Annotated in this window: 2 protein-coding genes (1 of these 2 only partly in view); both read left to right on the top strand. The window is 65.1% G+C overall.

All coding sequences use genetic code 11. From position 1 onward, the window contains the following. A protein-coding gene (locus BO996_RS20740; protein WP_083571178.1) for a CARDB domain-containing protein crosses the window boundary here: on the top strand, positions 1 to 10,307 show its 3' portion. It extends 7,099 nt beyond the left edge of the window; 10,307 of the gene's 17,406 nt are visible here — the last part of the coding sequence; its start codon lies off the left edge, out of view; its stop codon occupies positions 10,305 to 10,307. Beyond that, the gene (locus BO996_RS20735) at positions 10,307 to 21,064 is read left to right on the top strand and encodes an RHS repeat-associated core domain-containing protein (protein WP_198041251.1); all 10,758 of its coding nucleotides are present in this window, start codon (positions 10,307 to 10,309) and stop codon (positions 21,062 to 21,064) included. The genes BO996_RS20740 and BO996_RS20735 overlap by 1 nt, the downstream gene beginning before the upstream one ends.

Genomic DNA, 21,064 nt, shown 5'->3' with positions numbered 1-21,064 from the left:
TCGCCGCCTCCTGCGAGGCAGATGCCCCGCACCAGTTGCATGGCGTGGTGAGACCCATTCCTGCGGAGTTGGTTACAACCCCCTTGCTGTCATTGGAGGTCTTTGCCGACGTTCCCACCGGCGGGCGGCAACTGGTTTTCAACGTGGTCAATCCGCGGTACCAGGACTATGAATTCACCTTTGACCACCGTGGCCTGCCGGAGGGAGAGGGGGTCTTCACGGGAATCACGACGGACCGCGATGGCGTGAAGCGCCATGGCTCGTTCAAGGCACCCGTGGACCACTCGCCTCCCGCATGGCGCATTACCTATCCGCAGGAAAACCAGCGTGTGTGTGCGGTTCCTGAATTGCACAAGGCCGGCAGGGACAGGGAGGACAAGATAGTCAACGCCCTGCGGCCCGAAGTGGAAATCGATGATGCCGCCGGTTTTGACTACCAGCAGGAGTTCCGTCTCGGTGATGATGAAAACGCACCCTGGCAGCCGGTCGATGGAGCCCTGCCCAGCATTCATGGGCCGGACCCCCGTGATGGAGAAGGGTCGCGGGCAAATATGCCGTATGTCTCGCAGGAGTTTGCCGCTTCGTCCAAGAAATCGCGTTCATACATGAGCGGCAGGCGCCTTGCCGGCGCACTGGGCCCGATCGTGAATATCTCCGGTCAGGTGACAAGCCGCGTGACGGTCTTTGACTGGTCGGGCGCGCAGTCTTGCCGACAGGTCAGGTTCTATCTGGATGGAACGCTGGAGGCCGGACCGGCCTCCGTGGACAGGCGGCTGTTTTCGCCAGGCACTGCCAGCACCCTGCATTCGATGATCCTGACCCTCCAGCCTCTGGAGCCGATGGTGGTGACTGTCGCGGTGCGTCGTGTGGAGCAGGGCTCGCTGGTGCCTATCGAGAGCGGCGGGCTGGTGCGGCAACTGACCAACAGGCTGTCGGTGTCCGCAGGTGCCCGTGACATTGTCTGGGATGGGCGCAACGATGCGGGCCAGTACGTGGAAGATGGCTACTACACCTTCGACGTCACTTACGAGGATGGCTGTGGCAACCTGAAAGCCCCGAATCCCGACAACTTATTGAATCTGCTGCGCAGCAGCCTGCAGGTCGAGGTGGACAGGACGGTGCCCGCGCTGCTGCTGGACAAGCCATTGGCTGGAGAGGTCACGCAGTCGTTCCTGGACATTGTCGGCAGTGCCACAGACAAGAACCTGCTGCAGTGGATTCTGGACTACAGCCAGGGCGACGCTTGGACCGCACTGGCTTCGCAGACCTCGGGAGTCGATCTGCGCAAGCTTGCAGCGCTGGATGCAAGTTCGCTGGAGGGCGTGGTCACGCTGCGCCTGCGGGCTTTCGACCGAGCGGAACTGAGCTCTGAGCTCACCCGCGACCTGAGGCTCAAGGCCCCCGTGGCACTGATCCGCAAGTTCTCAGTGACACCCAGCACTTTCTCCCCCAATGGAGATGGCCGGCTGGACAGCGTGCGCGTGACTTATGACGTGCTGCAGCCGGCGTCTGTCGATCTGACAATCCGGCGAGGTGCTTTGGTCGTGCGCCGTCTGGTGTCCCAGTCCCTGGCATCTCCCGGCGAAACCGTGGTGATCTGGGATGGTCTCAATGACGCGCTCGCACCCGCTCCCGACGCGGAGTACACGGTGGAGATCCGGGCCACTTCCCGCGCCGACCAGACCAACGTCCAGAAGGAGGAAAGTGCGGTGCTGCTGGACGCCACGCCACCGCTGTTCACGCTGGATTCGGTACTGGGCGAATTCATGCCTGGAAATGCTGGACTTGTGGGCTCCGTGTCCGACAGGATGCTGCGTGACTATCAGATCTTCGTCGAGGGCCCGCTGCCATCGACCAAGCGGGCATTGATGGCCGAGGGGTCCGAGGTCCTGGTCAAGTCTGCGCTGGGCAGCCTTCAGCAACTGGGCCTGGATGACGCCCGCTATCGCCTCAAGGTCATCGCCAGCGACGAGGCAGAGAATGCCTCCAGCTACCAGTCTGCGGAATTCGAGCTGGACTCGAAGCTCCCCGAGGTCTCGTTTTCCAGTCCGGCACCGGGCACCTTTGTCAGCCGGGTGCGGCCGGCAGATGTGGCCGGCCTGGTGGCCGACCACAATCTGGCGAGTGCGCAACTGATGATCAATGGACACGCCGTTCAAGCGGTGCCCGTCGTGTCCTCGCCGGCAGCCCTGTCCCTGGCCTTCGATGGTGCGGCCCTGCAGGACGGCCGCTACAGCATGCAGCTGGTAGGCACCGACAAGGCCGGCAATGTGGGCCAGGCCACCGTCAGTATCAATGTCGACCAAACGCCGCCTGTGGCGCAGATCACCGCGCCCGTGGCCCATGCCGCCATCGGCACGATGGTGCCGGTGGTGGGTACGGCCAGCGATGAGCATATGGACTCGTGGACGCTGGAGCTGGGCAGCGGTGTTGGCGAGACGCTGGACGCTCTTACAGTCATAGGCCGCGGGACGGCCAATGTGGTCGATGGGGAACTTGCCAGATTGGTGGGCCTGCCGCCCGACGGACCGGCCACTTTGCGTCTGACGGTGCTGGACAAGGCCGGCAATGCCTCCAGGTTCGATGTGCCGCTGCAGATCGATGCCACACCGCCCCGGCCGCCGGTATTGTCGGCACGGCGCGAACAGCGTAGCGACGTCCGCCTGGCCTGGCTGCCGAACAACGATGTGGAGCGAATCGTGGGCTACCGCATCTATCGCAATGGCCAGAAGCTCAATGGGCAACCTTGGCCGGGCACCGAGTATCTGGATGCCGGCCTGATCGACGGAGACCATGCCTACACCGTGACCGCGCTTTCCCGCAGCGGCGTGGAAAGCGCGCACTCCAATGTGGTCCAGGTCCGCATCAAGGCTTCGGGCCCCTTGGCGCATATCAGCAAGCCTGCGACCGAATCGGCAGTGGGTGGTCTGCTGTCCATCGAGGGCAGCGCCTATGCGCTGACCAACTTCCTGGCATACCAAGTCTCAGTCGGAGAGGGGGCATCGCCCAAGGAATGGAAAGTACTGCGCGCCTCCGCACTGCCGGTGCAAGGCGATGTGCTGGCCAGCTGGCCCACTGCCGGCTTGCCGGAGGGCGCCGTCTACACCATCCGGCTCGAGGCCCAGGACACCGAAGGCGGCCTGTCAAGCGCCCAGGTGCGGGTGCTCGTGGACAACCTGCCGCCGGCCAAGCCCTTGGGGCTGCGCGCGCAGCTGTCCGGCACGCAGGATGTAAGCCTGACCTGGACGGCCAGCACGGAGCCCGATCTTGCCGGCTACCTGCTGTACCGCAACGGGCAGCTGGTGAATCAGTCCGACCCTGGCGACAACGCCATCCGTCCCTATCTGATCAATGCAACGAGCTATCTGGACAAAGCCTTGCCCGATGGCACCTTCGTCTACACCGTGGTGGCCGCCGACAAGGCGGACAACCTGAGCGGCCGCTCCGATCCGGCCAGCGTGACGGTGGACAACCGGCCGCCCAAGGCGGTCATCGTTCAGCCTTCCAATGGCGAAAACGTCGATGGCGTGACCTATGTGCGCGCAGAAAGCCCGGATTTGGACATCGCCTCCGTGCGGTTCGAGTACAAGGCCGTTGCCGATGCCGACTGGACCTTGATCGGCACCACCAGCACCAAGGCCCCCTACAACGTGAACTGGGACACCAAGGCGCTGACGCCTGGCAGCTACCAGTTGCGTGCCGTGGCCACGGACCTTGGCGGCCGCACCGATCCCGCGCCCGCAGCCATCAGCGTGGTCCGCAAGAATCTGCAGCGACCCAAGCCTGCCACCGACCTCATTGCGCAAGTGGACGGTGGCGATGTATCCCTGCGCTGGACGGCCAGCCCGAGCAGCAGCGTGCAGGGATACCATGTCCAGCGCATCGATGCGGCGGGCGACATCACCCGTGTGACGACCGCTCCCGTGGTGGCCACGCAACTGGTGGACGCAGGCCGCCCCGATGGCCGACATGGCTACCAGGTGCTGGCCGTGGACCAGGACGACAACGAGTCCGATCCCTCGCCCGAGGCGAAGGCCTGGGTCTACACCACCGCGCTCAAGCAGCCATACACTCCGCTGGCATTGGCGGCGACCCCCCTGCGAGGCCAGGGTCCTGATGCCGTGCACGCCGTCGCGGTGACAAGCGCGCCGGAGACCGGCGCACCCGCGACACTGTCTCTTTCACCAGATGCCGAGGGAGGATTCCAGGCCGACGCCGTGCCCCTGGCCATGGGCGCCAACATCATCGCGGCGCGCCAGACCGACGAAGCCGGCAATCGCAGCCGGGCCGGCCAGGTGCGTGTGGCGCGAGGAGATCCGCCGACAGCGCCCGGACAGTTGCAGGCTGTGGCGTCTGGCGGCGTGCTGCGCGCCACCTGGTCCGCCAGCAGCAGCATCGATGTGGCGGGCTATGTGGTTCGTGTGGACGGCAAGCCCGATCCCCGGCCGTTCGAGTTCGTTGCCGCCGTGGCCAGTACCGAGGAGGGCAGCTATGCCCGGGCCGGTCGGGTCATCGATGGCAATGACGACACGGCCTGGCGGCCCGACGAACAGGACCCTGCCCCCTGGATTGAGCTTTCGGCGGCACGCAAGGAGCTTGTGCAAGAGCTGTCCATTGTGTGGAGTACCTACATGGAGCCTCCGACCAGCTATGCCGTCGAGGCCTGGGATGGTTTTGTCTGGGTGCCGCTCAAGCAGGACAACGCCAATGCAGAGCAGAGTCTGCAGCTTGCGCTGGATCCGCCCTATTTCACGGATCGCATTCGCATATCCCTGGGTGCGGCTGCCGATGGGGTTGCTGCGGGGCGGGTCGGCGAGGTGCGAGGCAAGTCGCTGGCCGTGCTGGGCGGCACAGAGGCCGATGTCGCGGTGCCCGGCGGTCGGCACACGGTTTCCGTGCAGGCATTGAGCCAGCTGGGCCTGCTGGGGACTGCGGCCAGTGCCAGCCCTGCAGGTATCGGCGACATCACGCCACCGCCTCCGGTGCAGACCCGTGTCGAAGTGGACGGGGCCATGGCCACGGTGAGCTGGACCGAAAGCGCCGCTGATGACCTGGCCTCGTATGAGGTGCTGCGCGACGGCGTGGTGATTGCCACGGTGGCGGCCACAAAGCCAAGGCTGCATGTGGATGGCCCCCTGGCCAATGGCTCTTATGCCTATACCGTGCGTCCGGTGGATGTCGCCGGCAATGCGGGCGAACTGTCCAATGAGGCCGTGGCGCAGATTGCCTCCGTGCGTCCAGGTGCTCCCTTGCAACTTGCACTGGTGGCGCCTGCTGCTGGCGGTGAACTGCGGCTGTCCTGGCAGGCGCCAGCGTCGGCGGACGGCACGGCATCCTACGTGCTGTACCGCGCCACAGCGGTGGGAGGGCCCTACAGCGCCATCGCCAGGACGGATGCCCGGACCCTGGCGTATTCCGACCATGAGGTGGTCAACGGAGTGCGGTACTACTACGTGGTGCGGTCGCGGGATGCAGCAGGCAACGAGGGGGATGCCTCCAACGAAGTGGATGGCGTGGCGCTCGATCGCATGGGGCCTTCTGCCCCCCTGATCTTTCATCCCACCGACAGCGCACATCCTCTTGTGGTGTCGCAGTCCAGCACGGCCGTTCGTGTCTTCAGCGAGCCTTCTGCGCGCGTGCAGTTGAGCCGCGATGGTGTCGCGGTGGCATCGGCCAATGCCCTGGCAGGCCTGCGCAAGACACGCGTGTTCGATCGCCAGCAGGCCATGACGCTGGCTTCCAGGGCCGACCTTGTGGCAACGATATCCTTCGACGGACTGAGCATCCTCCATGTGCCGCCGCTGCTTGATGGCAGCGCAGCACCTGCCACTTTGCACAAGGTGTCGGGCGCCGGCATTGGCGGCATTCCAGTGTGGTCGCCCGATGCCTCTCAACTGCTGTTGCAAAGCGGTGGAGGCTCGGTCAGGCTTGTGCGTATGGCGGACGGCAGTGTGTCCGAGCCGGAGCTGGATGGCTTTGTCCAGATGCTGGATTGGCATCCTGACGGCAAGCGCTGGCTGGGTGTTACGAACGGTGGCGAAGCGCTGGTAGAGGTGCTGGTGGACGGCGCAGCCAGCCGTACCGTGGCGCGTGCATCCCGATGGTTCAGCAACTTCGCGATTGCTCCCGACGGGCAGCATGTGGCGGCCGTCGATGGCGGGCAACTCGTCCTGCTGTCACTGCCGGACGGGCATGTCCTTGCGCAGTCCCAGCCGGGAGCAGACGACTACGAGCCGCTGCAATGGTCGTCGGATGGGCAGTCTGTCTATTTCCTTGCCAGGCAAGGCGATGCGCAGGCCTACCAGGTGCATCTCCAGCAGGTGGGCCAGGCGGCGCCTGTCGTGGTGACGGCCCATGAAGAGGGTGTGGACCACTTCTCCCTGTCTCCCACCGATGTGCTTGCCTTTGCGCGTGGCACTCAGCTTCATATCGTGGGCGCCGCCGGTGCGGCACCGCGGTCCATCGACATGGGCATCCATCCCGAAAGCATGGCGTGGGCGCGCTCGGGGCTGCTGTTCGTCACGGACTCGGATGGCGTCACATCCCTGGCATTGCCTGGAACGGCCCTGTTCCCGCCCATCGCACTGCGAGCCGGCAGGAATCTGCTGGTCGCGCAGGCCACGGACCTTGAGGGAAATGCCGGAGCGCAGTCCGCTGCCATCAGCGTGACCTATGACGCCCAGGCAGCCGCCTTGCCCGATTTTTCCGTGCAGGTCGCCGATGTCACGGTGCTGCCCCAGATCCCCAGGGCGGGCGAGGCAAGCCGTGTCACTGTGGTGGTGAACAACGTGGGCATCGCCGACGCGCCTGGTGCCCGTGTGCGCATGCTGGCCACCTCGCCTGGTGGAACGCGCGTCGAGCTACTGAGCACCCGCACCACGGCCATGGCGGCGGGCGGCAGCCAGATACTGCGAACCGATGCCGTTTTCGACACGGCAGGCGATTGGCAGCTGAGCATCGCGGTCGATGCCGACGATGAGGTACAGGAAGTCTCCGAGGACAACAACGTGCTGGTGTTGCCCGTGCGCGTTGTGGGGGCGACTGCCGTGCGGACTCTGGCGGCCGGCGTCGCCAGTCCTGCCTATCCCGTGGGGGCCATGCTGAGCGGCAGTGTCACGCTCTTCAATGGCGGCGCTGACATATCGGGGCAGCTTCGGTTGCGCATCGAAGATGCCCAGGGGGATGCCGTTGCCACGCTGCCGTCGCAAAGCCAACCCCTGCTGCCGTACGGACAAAGCCGGAGCGTGGACTTCAACTGGAGCGTTCCGGCCATCTTCGACGGCCCGTACAAGGTGCGAGCATCCTGGGTGGATGGCTCGGTCGTGCTGGCGCAGGCAACGGCGTCCTTCCTGGTCAAACCCCATGTCCAGATCGATGCCAGGGTCCGCAGCGACAGCGCCTCGTATGCGCCAGGCACCGTGGCGCGCATCGTGGCGCAGGTCGATCCTGCGGGCTCCTCCCCGACCCTTGGCAAGGCGCAGTCCTTCGTCCGCGTACTCGACCCTGCCGGCAAGGCCGTGCTGGAGGCTACGGACGAGGTCGGGCTTGTCGCCGTCACCCAGATGGCCAGGACGATGGACACGGCCGGCCTGGCCCAGGGCGCCTACACGGTCGATCTGTGGGTTGTGTTCGAGGGCAGGGAAGTCGCCCGAAGCAGCACCACATTCGACATCGTGGCTGACACCAATCCAGTGGCATCGCTGACGGGCGACATCGTGCTGGACCGTAGCAGCCTGCCCTACACGGGCAGCATTGCCGGCACGGCCATCCTGACAAACAGCGGGCAGACCGATCTGAGCGACCTGCAGTATGAGGTGGTGGTGCTGGAGCCCCGCTCGAACACGGTGCTGGCGCGCTCGTCGCACGGCATTGCCTCCTTGGCGCGTGGTGCAGAAACGCGCTCGGCTTTCAGTTTTTCCGCGCAGGGCATGCCCATCGGCGCGCTGTGGATCCAGTTGCGCACCTCGCTGGCATCTCCGCCTGGAGCGGGGCGGATGTCCATCGCCAGCGCACCGCAGCCGAATTTACTCAGGCAACGTGAAGTGGCGGTGTTCGAGCTGGATCCACCGACGGTTGTAATCATGCAGCCCGTGCAGGGGGTCCATCTGCGTGCGGCGCAGTCGGTGCAGGTTGCGGCAACGGATCTGCTGTCCGGTGTGCACACGGTCGAGTTCCAGGTCGATGGTGGCGGCTGGCAGGCAACGACACTGTCGGACCCGGTCAGCTCTAGCTATGTGGGGGTATTGCCATCCCTGGCAGACGGAGCACACCAGCTCGCAGCGCGTGCCACCGATCATTCCGGCAACGTATCGCAGCCCGTGCAGCGCAGCTTTGTTCTGGACAGCCAGCCTCCGGTCATCGCCATTTCCGGCGTTGCGGAAAACGCGTATGCGAACCCCGTGACGCCCTCCATCGTGGTGACCGATCCGAACCTGTCCGTGTCGCAGATCCGTCTCGATGGTTCCCCCTTTGCATCGGGCACGCGCATCAGCGACACGGGCTCCCATGTGCTCCAGGTGGATGCCATCGACCTGGCTGGCAACACCGCCAGCCGCACGGTGCGCTTCAGCATCCAGTCCACGGCAGGCGATATCACGGCGCCCGTGATCGACATCAGAACGCCAGCGGCCGGCGCCTACCTGCGGCGAGCCACCAGCGGCCTGACCGCCACCATCGTGGACGCGGAATCTGCCGTGGCCGAGGCGCAGTTCAGCATCGACAGCGGCGCCTTTGCGCCCCTGGCCATGGACGCCATCCAAAGCGACGCCAGCCTGTATGCCGCCTCACTGGACACGCTGGCCGATGGCGCGCACAGCGTCGTGGTCCGCGCCCGGGATACGCAGGGCAACGAGGCCATCACCGATGCACGCAGCTTCACTGTGGACAACACGCCTCCCGTGATCACCATCTCCGGTGTCGCCGCGGGGCAGTACGTTGCGGCGGTGACCCCTGTGATCAGCGTGACCGACCTGGCGTTGCTCGGCAGCTCCATCACGCTCAACGGTGCTGCCTATGTCAGTGCAACGCCTGTGACCGCCAGTGGTGACTATGTCCTGAGCGTCGATGCCGTGGACAAGGCCGGCAACAGCGCGGCATCCACGCTGCAGTTCTCCATCCGCCTGCCCGTGGCCGACACCACACCGCCTGCCGTTTTCATCGAGCAACCGGTCGAAGGTGCACATGTGCGCCGTGCGGCCGTGCTGAGCGTTGCGGCCACGGACACCGGCTCCGGCGTGTCTTCGGTGGAGCACCGCCTGGATGGGCAGCCGCAATGGAGTAGCCTGGCCCTGTCGGCCACCACCGGCAGGTACATGCTGGACGTGGGCGGACTGCCGGATGGCGCGCACGCCGCATCGGTGCGCGCCACTGACAACGCCGGCAATGTCTCGGATGTGCAGTTGCGCCGCTTCATCGTGGACAACACGGCACCCCAGGTGGTGATCACGGGCGTGGCCGAAGACGGGGTGTATGCCGGCTCCGCCAACGCCTCCATTGCGCTCAGCGACACCCACCTGGCCAGCAGCTCCATCATGCTCAATGGTCAGCCCTATGTCTCTGGTCAGTCCATCGCCACGCCAGGCACCTACGCCCTGACAGCTGCGGCGCGCGATATCGCGGGCAATGAAACCGTCGTGGCGGTCAGGTTCCGGGTGACTGCGGGCAGCAGCGGCACGCCCGTCGTCACCATCACGGCGCCTGAGGCCAACGCCGTTGTCCGATCCGGAGTGCCTGTGCTGGCCAGGGTCGTGCCTGCCGAGAATATCAGCCGCCTGGAGATGGCCGTTGCTGCTGGTGCCTCCTACACCGCCATGGCCTCGCGTGGCAGTGGAGCCCATGAGGCAATTCTTGCCCAACTGGCCGATGGCCCTGTCCTGCTGCGCGTGCGTGCTGTCGACAGCCAGGGCGTCAGCCATCCCGACGTGGTCCGCACGGTGACGGTGGACAACACGCCGCCTGCCATCGAGCAACTCAGCATTGCAGATGGCGGCAGCTATCCCGCCGGCCAGGCCATCTCGTTCAAGGTCATCGACGCGCACCTGGAAAGCGTCGCCAGCACCCTGGATGGACAGCCATTCAGCCAGGGCCAGCGCGTGGGCAGCCCTGGCTCCCATGTGCTGCAGATCACCGCCCGCGACCGTGCAGGCAACCAGGCGCAGCGGACTGTCATCTTCACGGTGCTCGGCACCGCAGTGCAGGAACCTGTTGCGGTGCCTGCCTGGCCCTCGGACCGGGCCATGCTGGTCCTGATGTGCCTGGCCATGGCATTTGTTGCCCATCGCGCTCTCGGAAAAACACGAAAAAAATGATGTCTTCAGTCTCCTTCTCCGCCCGTGTCAACACCTCGGCCTGGCTGCGCCACCTGTGGGCCGCCATGGTGCTGGTCACTTTGCTGGTGGAGAGCGCGTCGGCCAGGGCTGCACAGCCGTCGGCCCCTGCACCCGTGACGCAGGAGGACGTGATCAACGCCATCTCGGCAGGCCGAGATGCCTCGGCGCTGCTGGGCAGCGTGGACAACCGCACAGGCGGCGGCATTGCCATGCGCAACACCACGGGCAAGCAACTGGCCCAGGCCCTGGCAGCCATGGCCGATGCCTTGGCCGCCGGTGATACCTCCCGCATCCGGCAGGCCCATGAGCACGTGCGCGCCAGCGCCATGCTGTTGAAAGAGGACAGCATGGATCTCAAGGGCCGGCTTGCCGATCCTTCGCTGCCCTCATCCTTTGAAGCGCGCCGTGCCGCGGTCCAGGTGCAGATCGACCAGCTGCTGCAGAAGCTGGCCGCCGCCATGCCGGGGCTGGATGGAGACAGCCAGCAAAAGGCCCAGGCCGTGGGGGCGTTGCGTGAAGCGCTTCAGGCCACTGGCCAGGCGCAGGGCAATGCACCGGTGCTGCGTGCCGCGATGCTGCCCGTACGGCCTCTGGGCCTGGCCGTGCGCGCGCCAGTGAGCGCTCCGGTCATCCTGCCCAGCTACGAAGCAGGGCAGGAGATTGCAGCCATGCCGGAAGACGTGGCCGACGCACCGGAGGCACCGCTGAACGAGGAAATTGTCGCCAAGGCCAAGGAACTCGACTACGACTATGTGCGCATCTACGAGTACGTGCGCAACGGCATTCGCAGCGAGTGGTACAGCGGCAGCACCAAGGGTGCCCTGGGCACCTTGCGCACGGGCGCAGGCAATGCGGTGGACCAGGCCTCGCTGCTGGTCGCCATGCTGCGCGCCGCGGGTGCGCCTGCCCGCTATGTTCACGGCGTGGCCGAAATCGGCGTGGACGGCATTGCCAGCGCTGCCGGCCTGGGCGATCCCGGCTTGGTGCCGGAAATGCTGGCCAAGGCCGGCATTGCCTACTCGCCCGTTGTCCAGGGCGGACGCGTCGCCCTGGTCCGCATGGAACACACCTGGGTGGCCGTGCAGGTTCCCTACACCAACTATCGCGGCATCGTGCTCGATGCCTCTGGCAAGACCTGGCTGCCTCTGGACGTGTTCCACAAGACCCTGCAGCCCAGGCCCGCCGGTGCCGGCTTGGCGGACCTTGGACTGGATCTGCAGCAGCTTGCCACACAGTACCGCTCCAAGGTGCAGTCGGTGGACTTCGGCAGCTTCGTGCGCGAGCAGGTCGATGCGGCCCTGCAGCCGAAATCCTCCAGTTACGAAGGGGCCGTGGCACCCATGCCCATCCGGGCCCAGGCGTTGGGGTTGCTGCCCAACACCCTGGCCTTCACCGTCGTGGCCGCCACGGCGGAATCAGCGGCACTGCCTGATGCAGTGCGATCCACGGCCCGCCTGCGCCTGTTCAACGACGCGACCGGCGCCGGGGAGGCCGGCCTGGACATCAGCCTGCCCGTGCACGAGCTGTTCAACCAGCGCGCCACCATCAACTACATTCCGGCCGAACTGGCCGACCACCGCGCCATTTTGCTGGCGGGCGGTCTTGACCTGGCACCGCTGTATCTCTACCAGCTGCGTCCGGAACTGCGGCTGGATGGATACCAGCGCAAGGTGGGCCTGGCTCCGCTGGCAGGTGGCAGCCAGGTCAAGTTCCGCCTGGACATCCAGAACCCGGCGAACACACAGACCGTGGAGCAGAGCTTCCTCGTCGGTGCCTACCACGCCATTGGCGTGGGGCAGTCCGGTGTGGCCCGCAGCGCCACGCCTTCGGCACGAGACGGCGAATACGATGCTGCCCGATTGCTGGACGGCATCATCCAGCGCTACGAATCGCAGTGGAATGCCTTCGAAGCAGGGGCTGCTGCGTTGAGCGGAGCGGCCGTCGTGCATCCCGCGCCGTCCGTGACCATTGTCAGCAATGCCCTGAACGCCTACGGCGTCAATGGCGTGCCCTACACGCTGGAGTGGAAGGGCGTCACCATCGACGCCGCAGCACACCCTACGGAGGTCATTGCCTCCGATGCGGCCGGCGCACGCCGGCTACAGGCTGCTATCGGACTGGCGGGCTCCTCGCTGGAACACAGCGTCTTCCAGTCGCAGTTCGGCGCCGAGTCCGTGTCCGCAGACAAGCTCATCGCGTTGGCACGGTCCCGGAACGCCACCGTGCTCACGCTCACCTCCCCCAACGCGCCTGAACTGGCCACGCTGCCGGTGGCACAGGGCACAAGAGCCGAGCTGCGATCCTGGCTGCAGTCGGGCCACAGTGTCGAGATCACCGCGCAAAGCGTTGCCCATGGCGCATGGAGCGGCATGGGCTGGATCGTCAGCGATCCCGCCACGGGCGCCAGCGGCTACTTCCTTACCGGCGGCATTGCCGGCGGTGCCACGGCGCAGAGCCCCTGGACGCTCCAGTTCCTGGCCGATGCCCTGGCCGGGGCGCATACCGATGCGCCCAACAACGACCCATCCTCGGGCACCAGCGTTGAATGGCTGAATGCCGATGCCGATCTGCAAGGTGTGGTGGGGCAGGCCCTGCCAGGGCCGATGAGCGTGCGTGTGCGTGATCGCGATGGGCGGCCCGTCAAGGGTGCAAGTGTGAGCTTTATGGCCGTGAAGGGCGGAGGCCGGGTTCACCCGGCTACCAGCACCACCAATGCCCTGGGCGTGGCCACAGCCACCATGACTCTGGGCCAATCCACTGCAGCATCTCCCATCTATATCTTGCGAAGGAAAACGGATAAGTACGTCACACAAGCCGGTTTGAACGTCTTTGACGCCTCAGCTGCATCCGCTTCTGGAACGCTCAAGCCCGCAACGCCCCTGTGGACCACGGCGTTGCCGGATGTGCCTGCCACGCTCAATGCAAAAAAGCTGCTAGAGGGCGATGCCACCCCGGGCATGGCCTCTTTGCAAAGCGCGTACTCCATAGAAATACTGGACAAATTCTCCAACCCGGTGGCCAACATCAAGGTCACGGGGACTGGTCTGGCGGCCAGCGCGAGCTGCGACCCTGCTGTCCGGCCCACACCGGCCACCGTCAATGGACCCTATGACAGCGATACCCATGGCGTAGCCTTTCTGTCGGTCACGCCCGGGCCGACCAATGGCACCGTCTCGCCGGTTGAAGTCACTGCGGGTGGTCTGTCCACCACTTTGCAGGTCCGCGTGGATGCACCCTGCACACGGCCTCCGACGGCGATCACTCTGGCGTGGGCGTATGTCGACAAGGATGGTCTTGCCGATGCCGCAACGGGTCTAGGCAAGCGCTATGGCCGGCCATTCAGCCTGGAGCTTCTGCAGGAGCGAGCCAGCGTGGGCTGGAATTCGGCCCGTGTCTGTGTCTACCAGGGCACGCGTACTTTCGAGCCAATCACGACAGCCTCTGTCCAGCCCCGGGTGTTCGGCGGCGGCAGTGCGCTGGACTTTGCCGGAGCAGGTGCGGGCGCATGGCAAACCCATGTTCTTACAGGCCCCAGTCCCGCCCTCAATCAACTGAGCTGGAGCGTCGGCGGTACCTACATCACTGACCGCATGGACACGCGCGACAAAAAGTGCACTTCCGAGCCTGTGGAAGAGCCGCTGGCCATGAACGTCACCTCTGGTGTCAGCTCCGTATACGGCGTGCGCATCCGCATCAATGCGGTCACCTCGGGCGACACCGATGCCAATACGGACCCCAATCGCCTGTATCTGTCAGATGCCGGTTTGAATGTCTACCCGATCAAAGTCGATTTCAAGCTCGAACCCGAGGCCTACAAAGCCTCCGCCGTACAGGTGCGCGTGTTCGAGGATGGCCAACTTGTCGCTGTGCGCCCTTCGGGCAGCAAGCAAAAACAAGGCGATGTACAGATCGAGCGCGGCAACCGCTTCGACATCGTCAAAACCTACCAGGCCGACGCCTACGTCAACGACGACATCATCTCCGAGAAGATGGAGCTGCCCTTCAGGCAGCGCATCGTCACCAGCTACGATCGCGTGCTGCGCCTGATGCGCGACGTGGATATTGCCAATGACCGCTTCTGCGCCCAGGGCAGTGCGCTCAACTTCATCCTGAGCCAGAACGCCAGGATCACGCTGGAGGCCACCCGCCTCAGCGATGACGACAATCCGGTGCCCACGGGCAGCCCCGTGCGCCTGGTCGATGGCCAGGCATTTGCCATGGGTGCCAACAGCATCACGCTGGCGCCCGATGCCCTGCTGCCGGCCAGGAACGGCTACGCCTTCACCCTCACGGCCGTCAGCGACAAGGATGGATCGGTCGAGCCCAACCAGGGCCTGGTCATCTCCAAACTGATGCTCAACGATGCCTTGCCGGTGGGCAACATCCTCATTCAGGGCGTCAATGTCAAATCCGGCCGCATCAACCTGTCCGGCATGGGAATGGGCGTGGCCGCACGCGGGCCGCAGCTGGCGCTGCGCCCGTCCTACTCTTCCGGGGGATCGGGCAGCGTCGGCGTGCTGGGCGTGAACTGGGGGCACAACTTCGATGCCTCACTGTCCACCACGGCCTGCGGCGACATCCTGGTCAATGCCGGAGACGGCGGCTTCATCCGCTTCCTGCCCCAGGGCAACGGCACGCTCACACCGGCCAAGGGCTACCACGGCACTCTGATCGCCAACAACGGCGACCGCAGCTACGACTTCTATTCCAAGGATGGCACGCGCTATCACTTCGGCTTCATCGGCGGCAAGCGCCAGTGGGCCCTGCAGTCCATCACCGACACCAACGGCAACGCGCTGACCCTCACCTATGACATCGGCGTGGATGCGCCCCTGTTGCAGGTACAGAACGCCTATGGGCAGTCCCTGCAATTCTTCTACCAGACCCGGGCCTTCGTGGGCTCGGGCGCTGCGGTCAACGTCCTGCAAAAAGTGCAGGGCCCGGAGGACATGGGGCTGGCGTTCGAGTACGACGCCGCAGGCAACCTTGTCAAGATCACCCGCACCGACGCGCCGGAGGCCACTGAGAGCTATAGCTACAGCGACCACACCGGCCCGCTGGGCATGTCCAACCTGCTGCTCAGCCACACCAACGCGCTGGGCCAGGCCACGCAGTTCAAATACCACTCCGGTCCGGTCCTGCGCCAATTCGGCAATGGCCAGATCCCTTCGTTCGAATCCACCGTCATCGGCGTCACCGTCGCCGATGGCGCCCACACCGCCTTTGCCTACAACGCCAAGCCGGAAGAACCGGCCACCGATGTCACGGACGCCCGTGGCAAGCTGACCCGCTACGCCTTCAACAAATACGGCAACCCGCTCAGCATTGCCGGCCCAGCGGGCACCACGTCCATGACCTGGGCCGTGAACGACGTGCTCATGCTGAGCAAGACCGATGCCAACGGCGTCGTCACCCGCTACACCTATGACGCCAACGGCAACCAGACCAGCGAGCAGGTGAGCGGTGGCGGCGGCACCCAGGCCGTCTCCACATCGCAGACCTGGCTGGCTCAGACCGCGCCGCCCTTCATCAAGAACAAGCGCCTGAGCTTCACAGACCGCCGTGGACTGACCTCCACAGCCAGCTTCGATGCGCGCGGCAACCTGACCGGCGAGCAAATGCCCGATGGCAGCCGCATCAGCCACAGCGTAGCCGCCAACGGGGACCGCCAAAGCACCACCGATGTGCGCGGCAATGTCACCCACATGCGCTACGACGCACGCGGCATGCGCAGCGCCGTCGTCGATGCCCTGGGCGGCACCACCGCCGTGCGCCACGACAACCGGGGCCGGCAGATCGCCGTGGTCGATGCCGAAGGCCGCGCCAGCGAAATGCAATACAACACCCTGGACCAGCTGACCCGGATCACGCTGGCCGCAGGCATGGCCGAAGCAGGCCAGCGCACCCAGACCTGGGATGCGCTGGGCAACAAGCTCAGCGAAACCGATGAAGAAGGCCGCACCACCAGCTACCAGTACGACGCCATGGGCCGCGTGCTGCGCAAGAGCCTGCCCACGGGCGCCATCGTCATCACCTATGACCTGCTGGGCAACAAGACCAGCGAGACCAATCTGCGTGGCGACAAGACCACCTACGCCTACGACGACGCCAACCGCCTGGTCCTGCGCACCGAACCCGCCACCCCGCCCAAGACCACCGGCTACGCCTATGACGGCGTGGGCAACATCACCACGGAAACCGACGCGCTCGGCCGGCAGACCACGCATACCTACAACCATCTCAACCAGCGCACGGCAACCAAATTTGCCGACGGCACCACCAGCACTGCCGTCCATGACGGCAACGGTAACAAGACCAGCGAGACCGATGCGCTGGGCCGCGTCACCACCTATGTCCATGACGCGCTGAACCGGCTGCTCAGCCAGACCATCGCGGGCCGCAGCAAGCGCAGCATGGTCTATGACGCAAGCGGCAACCTCCTCAGCCGCACTGATGCCAACGGCAACACCAGTGCCTTCGCCTACGACGCCCTCAACCGTGTGGTGGCGGAGACCGATGCCCTGGGCCGTGTCACCCACACCGACTACGACAAGCTCGGCAACAAGCTGCAGGTCACCAACCCGCTGCGCCAGACACAGAAATGGCAGTACAACGCGCGCAACTGGATCGTGGCGCAGCAGGACGGCGAAGGCCACCAGACCCGGTACGGCCACGACAAGGTCGGCAACCGCGTGACGGAAACCTGGCCCAACGGCAACATCGTCAACTTCGAGTACGACGCGCTCAACCGGCTCATCCGCAGCGAGGACTCCATCGGCCTGCTCGGTACCACGGCCTATGACGCCGACGGCCACATCACCAGCCAGAGCGATGCGCGCGGCAACGCCACCAGCTTCACCTGGGACGCCATCGGCCGGCAGCTCAGCCGCAGCCAGCCTACAGCTGCGGGCAATGCCGTCACCTCAACCGTTTATGACGCAGCCGGCAACATCGTCAGCGTGACCACGCCCGGCGGCAACGTCATCACTACGAAATACGACAGCCGAAACCGCCCCATCGAAGTCCGCGACAACCTGGGCATCGCCAGCGCCACCACCTATGACGCGGTCGGCAACCCCCTGACCCAGACCGATGGGCGGGGCAGGGTGCTGACCCACCAGTACAACGACTTCAACCTGCGCACGGCCACCAGCGACGGGCTGGGCCAGGTCGGCACGGTCGAATATGACCTGCACGGCAACAAGACCAGCGAAACCGACGCCAACGGCCACGCCACCAGCTACCAGTACGACGCGCTCCACCGCGTCATCGCCACCACCCGCGCCGGCATCCAGCTGCAAAAGACCGAATACGACGAAGCCGGTCGCATCCAGTTTGAAACCGATGCGCGTGGCAACAAGGTCGGCTACGAATACGACAAGCGCGGCCTGCTCGTCAAAACCAACCGCAGCCTGGGCGCCATCGACCTGTTGCAGCGCGACAGCATGGGCGACGTCACCCTGGCCACCGACTCCGAAGGCCGTACCACAACCACCGGCTACGACAAGCGCCGCCGCGCCATCAGCGTGGCAGACGGCCTGGGCAACACCACCCACAGCACGTTCGACCTGGCAGGCAACCTCACCGAGGCCAAGGCACCCAACGGTGCCACCGTCAGCTACGCCTACGACCCGGCCAACCGCCTGGCCACCATCACCCAGGCCCAGGACAACGGCCAGGCACAGGCCACCATCACCTACGACACCAGCGGCAACCTGCTTGAACAACGCGACCTCAACGGCCAAAGCACCCGCCATGCCTACGACGCGCGCAACCGCCGCATCCGCACCACCCTGCCCGCCACCCAGGCCGGCGAAGCCGTGCAGACCAATGGCTACGACAACGCAGACGGCCTGACCGAACACACCGACGCCAACGGCAACCGTTTCGTCCACACCCTGGACATCCGCGGGCGGCGCACGCAGACCGTCACCACCGTCAGCCAGGGCAACGGCCCGGGCAGCGTGCTGCAGACCACCTTCGGCTATGACGCCAACGGCAACCTGACCAGCACCGCCCAGACCGACAGCCAGGGCACGCGTACCGAAACCACCACCTACGACGCCTTCAACCGGCCCGTCAAGGCCACTGACGCCTGGGGCAACAGCCTCACGCACAGCTACGACCCCCAGGGCAACCGCATCGGCACCACGGCCGCCACGGCAGCCGCCCCGGGCGGCAGCGTCACCACCATCGAGTACGACGCCCTCAACCGCCGCACCAGCCAGAGCGGGGCAGGCGGCACCACCCGCATCAGCTACGACAGAACCAGCCGCGTCACCCAACTGCTGCACCCCGATGGCAGCAGCACCGGCACCCGCTACGACAAGGCCGGCCGCGTGGCTGGCGAAACCAGCAGCACCCAGGCCACGGCAGGCGCAGGCAACACCCTGCTGGACGTTGCCTACACCTACGACGTCAACGGCAACCGCATCGGCAGCAGCAGAACGGAATCCCTGTCTGCCGCCAACCGCAGCGCGGCCCTCAGCGCCCATCTGCCCGGTGGCAGCAACAGCGCCAGCCACAACCGCACCCGCGTGGAAAGCTGGACCTACGACGCCCAGGACCGCCTGACCAGCCACACCACGCCCGAGCGCCGCACCACCTGGCAGCTGGATGCGGGAGGCCGGCGCATCCAGCAGAACGTGGTCGCCACCGTCGGTGCCACGGGTCCGCCTGTCGGCAGCCCCAACGGCCTGGAAACTGGTGCCTCGGCACCCGAAGGCACGCTGGACTACCACTACAACGGCCGTGACCAGCTCGTGCAGATCAGCGGCGCGGCCAGCGCCAGCTACACCTACGATGCCAACGGCAACCGCCTCACGCAGGCGAAGACAAAGGGTGCCGTCACCTCCAGCATCAGCTACCACTGGAACGCCCAGGACCAGCTCGTCCGCGTGGACCAGGACCACGGCAGCGGTGCGCAGACCCTGGCCCAGTACCGCTACAACGCAGGCAACCTGCGCGCAGAAAAATTCCTCAGCAACGCAGGCCTGAACAAGGCCACGCAAGGCAGTGCGGCCACCTACAGCCCGCTGGCCTATGAACGTATCCAGTGGGATGGCCTGCACGCCCGCCGCAGCTTCGAGATCAGCGGCGCCGACAACCGGCAGACCCTGCATAGCGACACCGACGCAGCCGTGCTGGCCGGCAACACCGCCCCCTGGCTGTTCAACCGCACGCAATACGCCAACGGCCTGGGCAGCACCAGCAGCACCACGCAACTGCATGCCGACAGCAACGGCAACCTGGTGGCCACCGTTGCCAGCGAAGGCGGCACGGCCAAGGCGGACAGCCTGCTGCTGTACGGCGCCTACGGCAGCGTGGACAGCGAAGCCAGCGGCAACGCGGGCGTAGGCCTCAAGAGCAACGGCCACAGCTTCGGAAGCTACTACGCAGACCCGGAAACTGGCCTGCTGTACGCCAGGGCACGCTACTACGACCCGGCCAGCGGCCAGTTCATCAGCAGGGACCCGGTAGAGGGTGAGGCGAGGCTGCCGCTCACCTGGGGTGCGTACCAGTACGGCAGGTACAACCCGTATCGGTATACCGACCCCAATGGAGAGTGCGACAGCTGGCGTGACTGCGGGACCAAGATTGCCGGTGGCCTGGTTGGCGGTATCGGGCTCACCGCCGTCAAGGCGGTGGAAGGCACGCTGGACACCGCCAGGTTCATCGGTGACGGCTACCTGGGGCTGTTTGGCAGTGAAGCAGCGCAGAGAAGAAACAGTGAGCGCCTGGACCTGATCAATGGTGTCATAGACAACGCAGGCCAACTGCCGTCTGCAGTCAGGCAAGCCATCGCCAACATTGATGAAAAGGCGCAAGCGGAAGACGCCAACGGCAACACCTTCACGGCAGCGATGCTGCGCGGCAACTATGCCGGTGAAATCGGTCTGGCCATTGCAGGCCTGCCCCAAGCGGCCCGGAGTGCGGCGAGCCTGGCGGACAAGGGTCTGGCGGGTGCGGGCAATGCTGCGGCGAAGGAGCGAGTGGTTGCCAGGGCGCTGGCGAGGGAGTTGCAGGCGGCGGAACCTGTGTTGGCGGCGAAGGCGCCAGAAGCGCCGCAAGTTCGCACCGTCGATGTGCAAAAAGACACAACGCACAGAATTCTGAAAGAACCGGATACGCTGACGTCTGCTGCAAAGATGGAAATGCAGCCGGCGAGCAAGACGGCGGGGTTCGACGGAAATGATGCAGCGCCCGATGCGAGGGATCCTATAGGCGCATCTGGTCCCAAAAATACAATAGCTACGGCGAGTTCTGGCCAGTTGGCCGAGTTGCGACCGGGAACCATGCTTTCTCGGCGTCAAGCTGAAATTCATGAGAAGTTAGCGACGCAAGGAAGTATTGGGGAATTCTCAAAGAAAAACGTCTCAATGAACGACTTGCGGGCAATTGGTCAAGTTACTGGTGATGAATATAGTATGTTCACGTTGGGCAGCAGGAGACTAGTTATAAGAGGATATGGAAATGAAATATCAGTTTCTCAAGAAATGCTAGATGGTCTTTTGGCGGGTAATTATGGTAAATGGTCGGGTCACACTCACCCGCCTGGCTATTCTATTAACCCCGGTCCAGCGGATAGACCATTTCTTCAACAGATGGGGCAGCAGCGTAGCGCTATATGGGGTGACGGCGGGCATCATACGTTCGGTCAGCTTCCATCAGACGACGCAATCATTCAGTCTGAAATTATGCGTAAGCAATGGTCAAGAATCTATGGGGGAAATTAG

The sequence above is a fragment of the Delftia sp. HK171 genome (assembly GCF_001886655.1).
GTDB lineage: Bacteria > Pseudomonadota > Gammaproteobacteria > Burkholderiales > Burkholderiaceae_C > Comamonas > Comamonas acidovorans.
This window is presented reverse-complemented; position numbering and strand designations above follow the sequence as displayed.

What these genes read in the sequence shown, in the direction of transcription:
- BO996_RS20735 (WP_198041251.1), top strand. Translation starts at nt 10,307, where the DNA reads ATGTCTTCAGTCTCCTTCTCCGCCCGTGTCAACACCTCGGCCTGGCTG.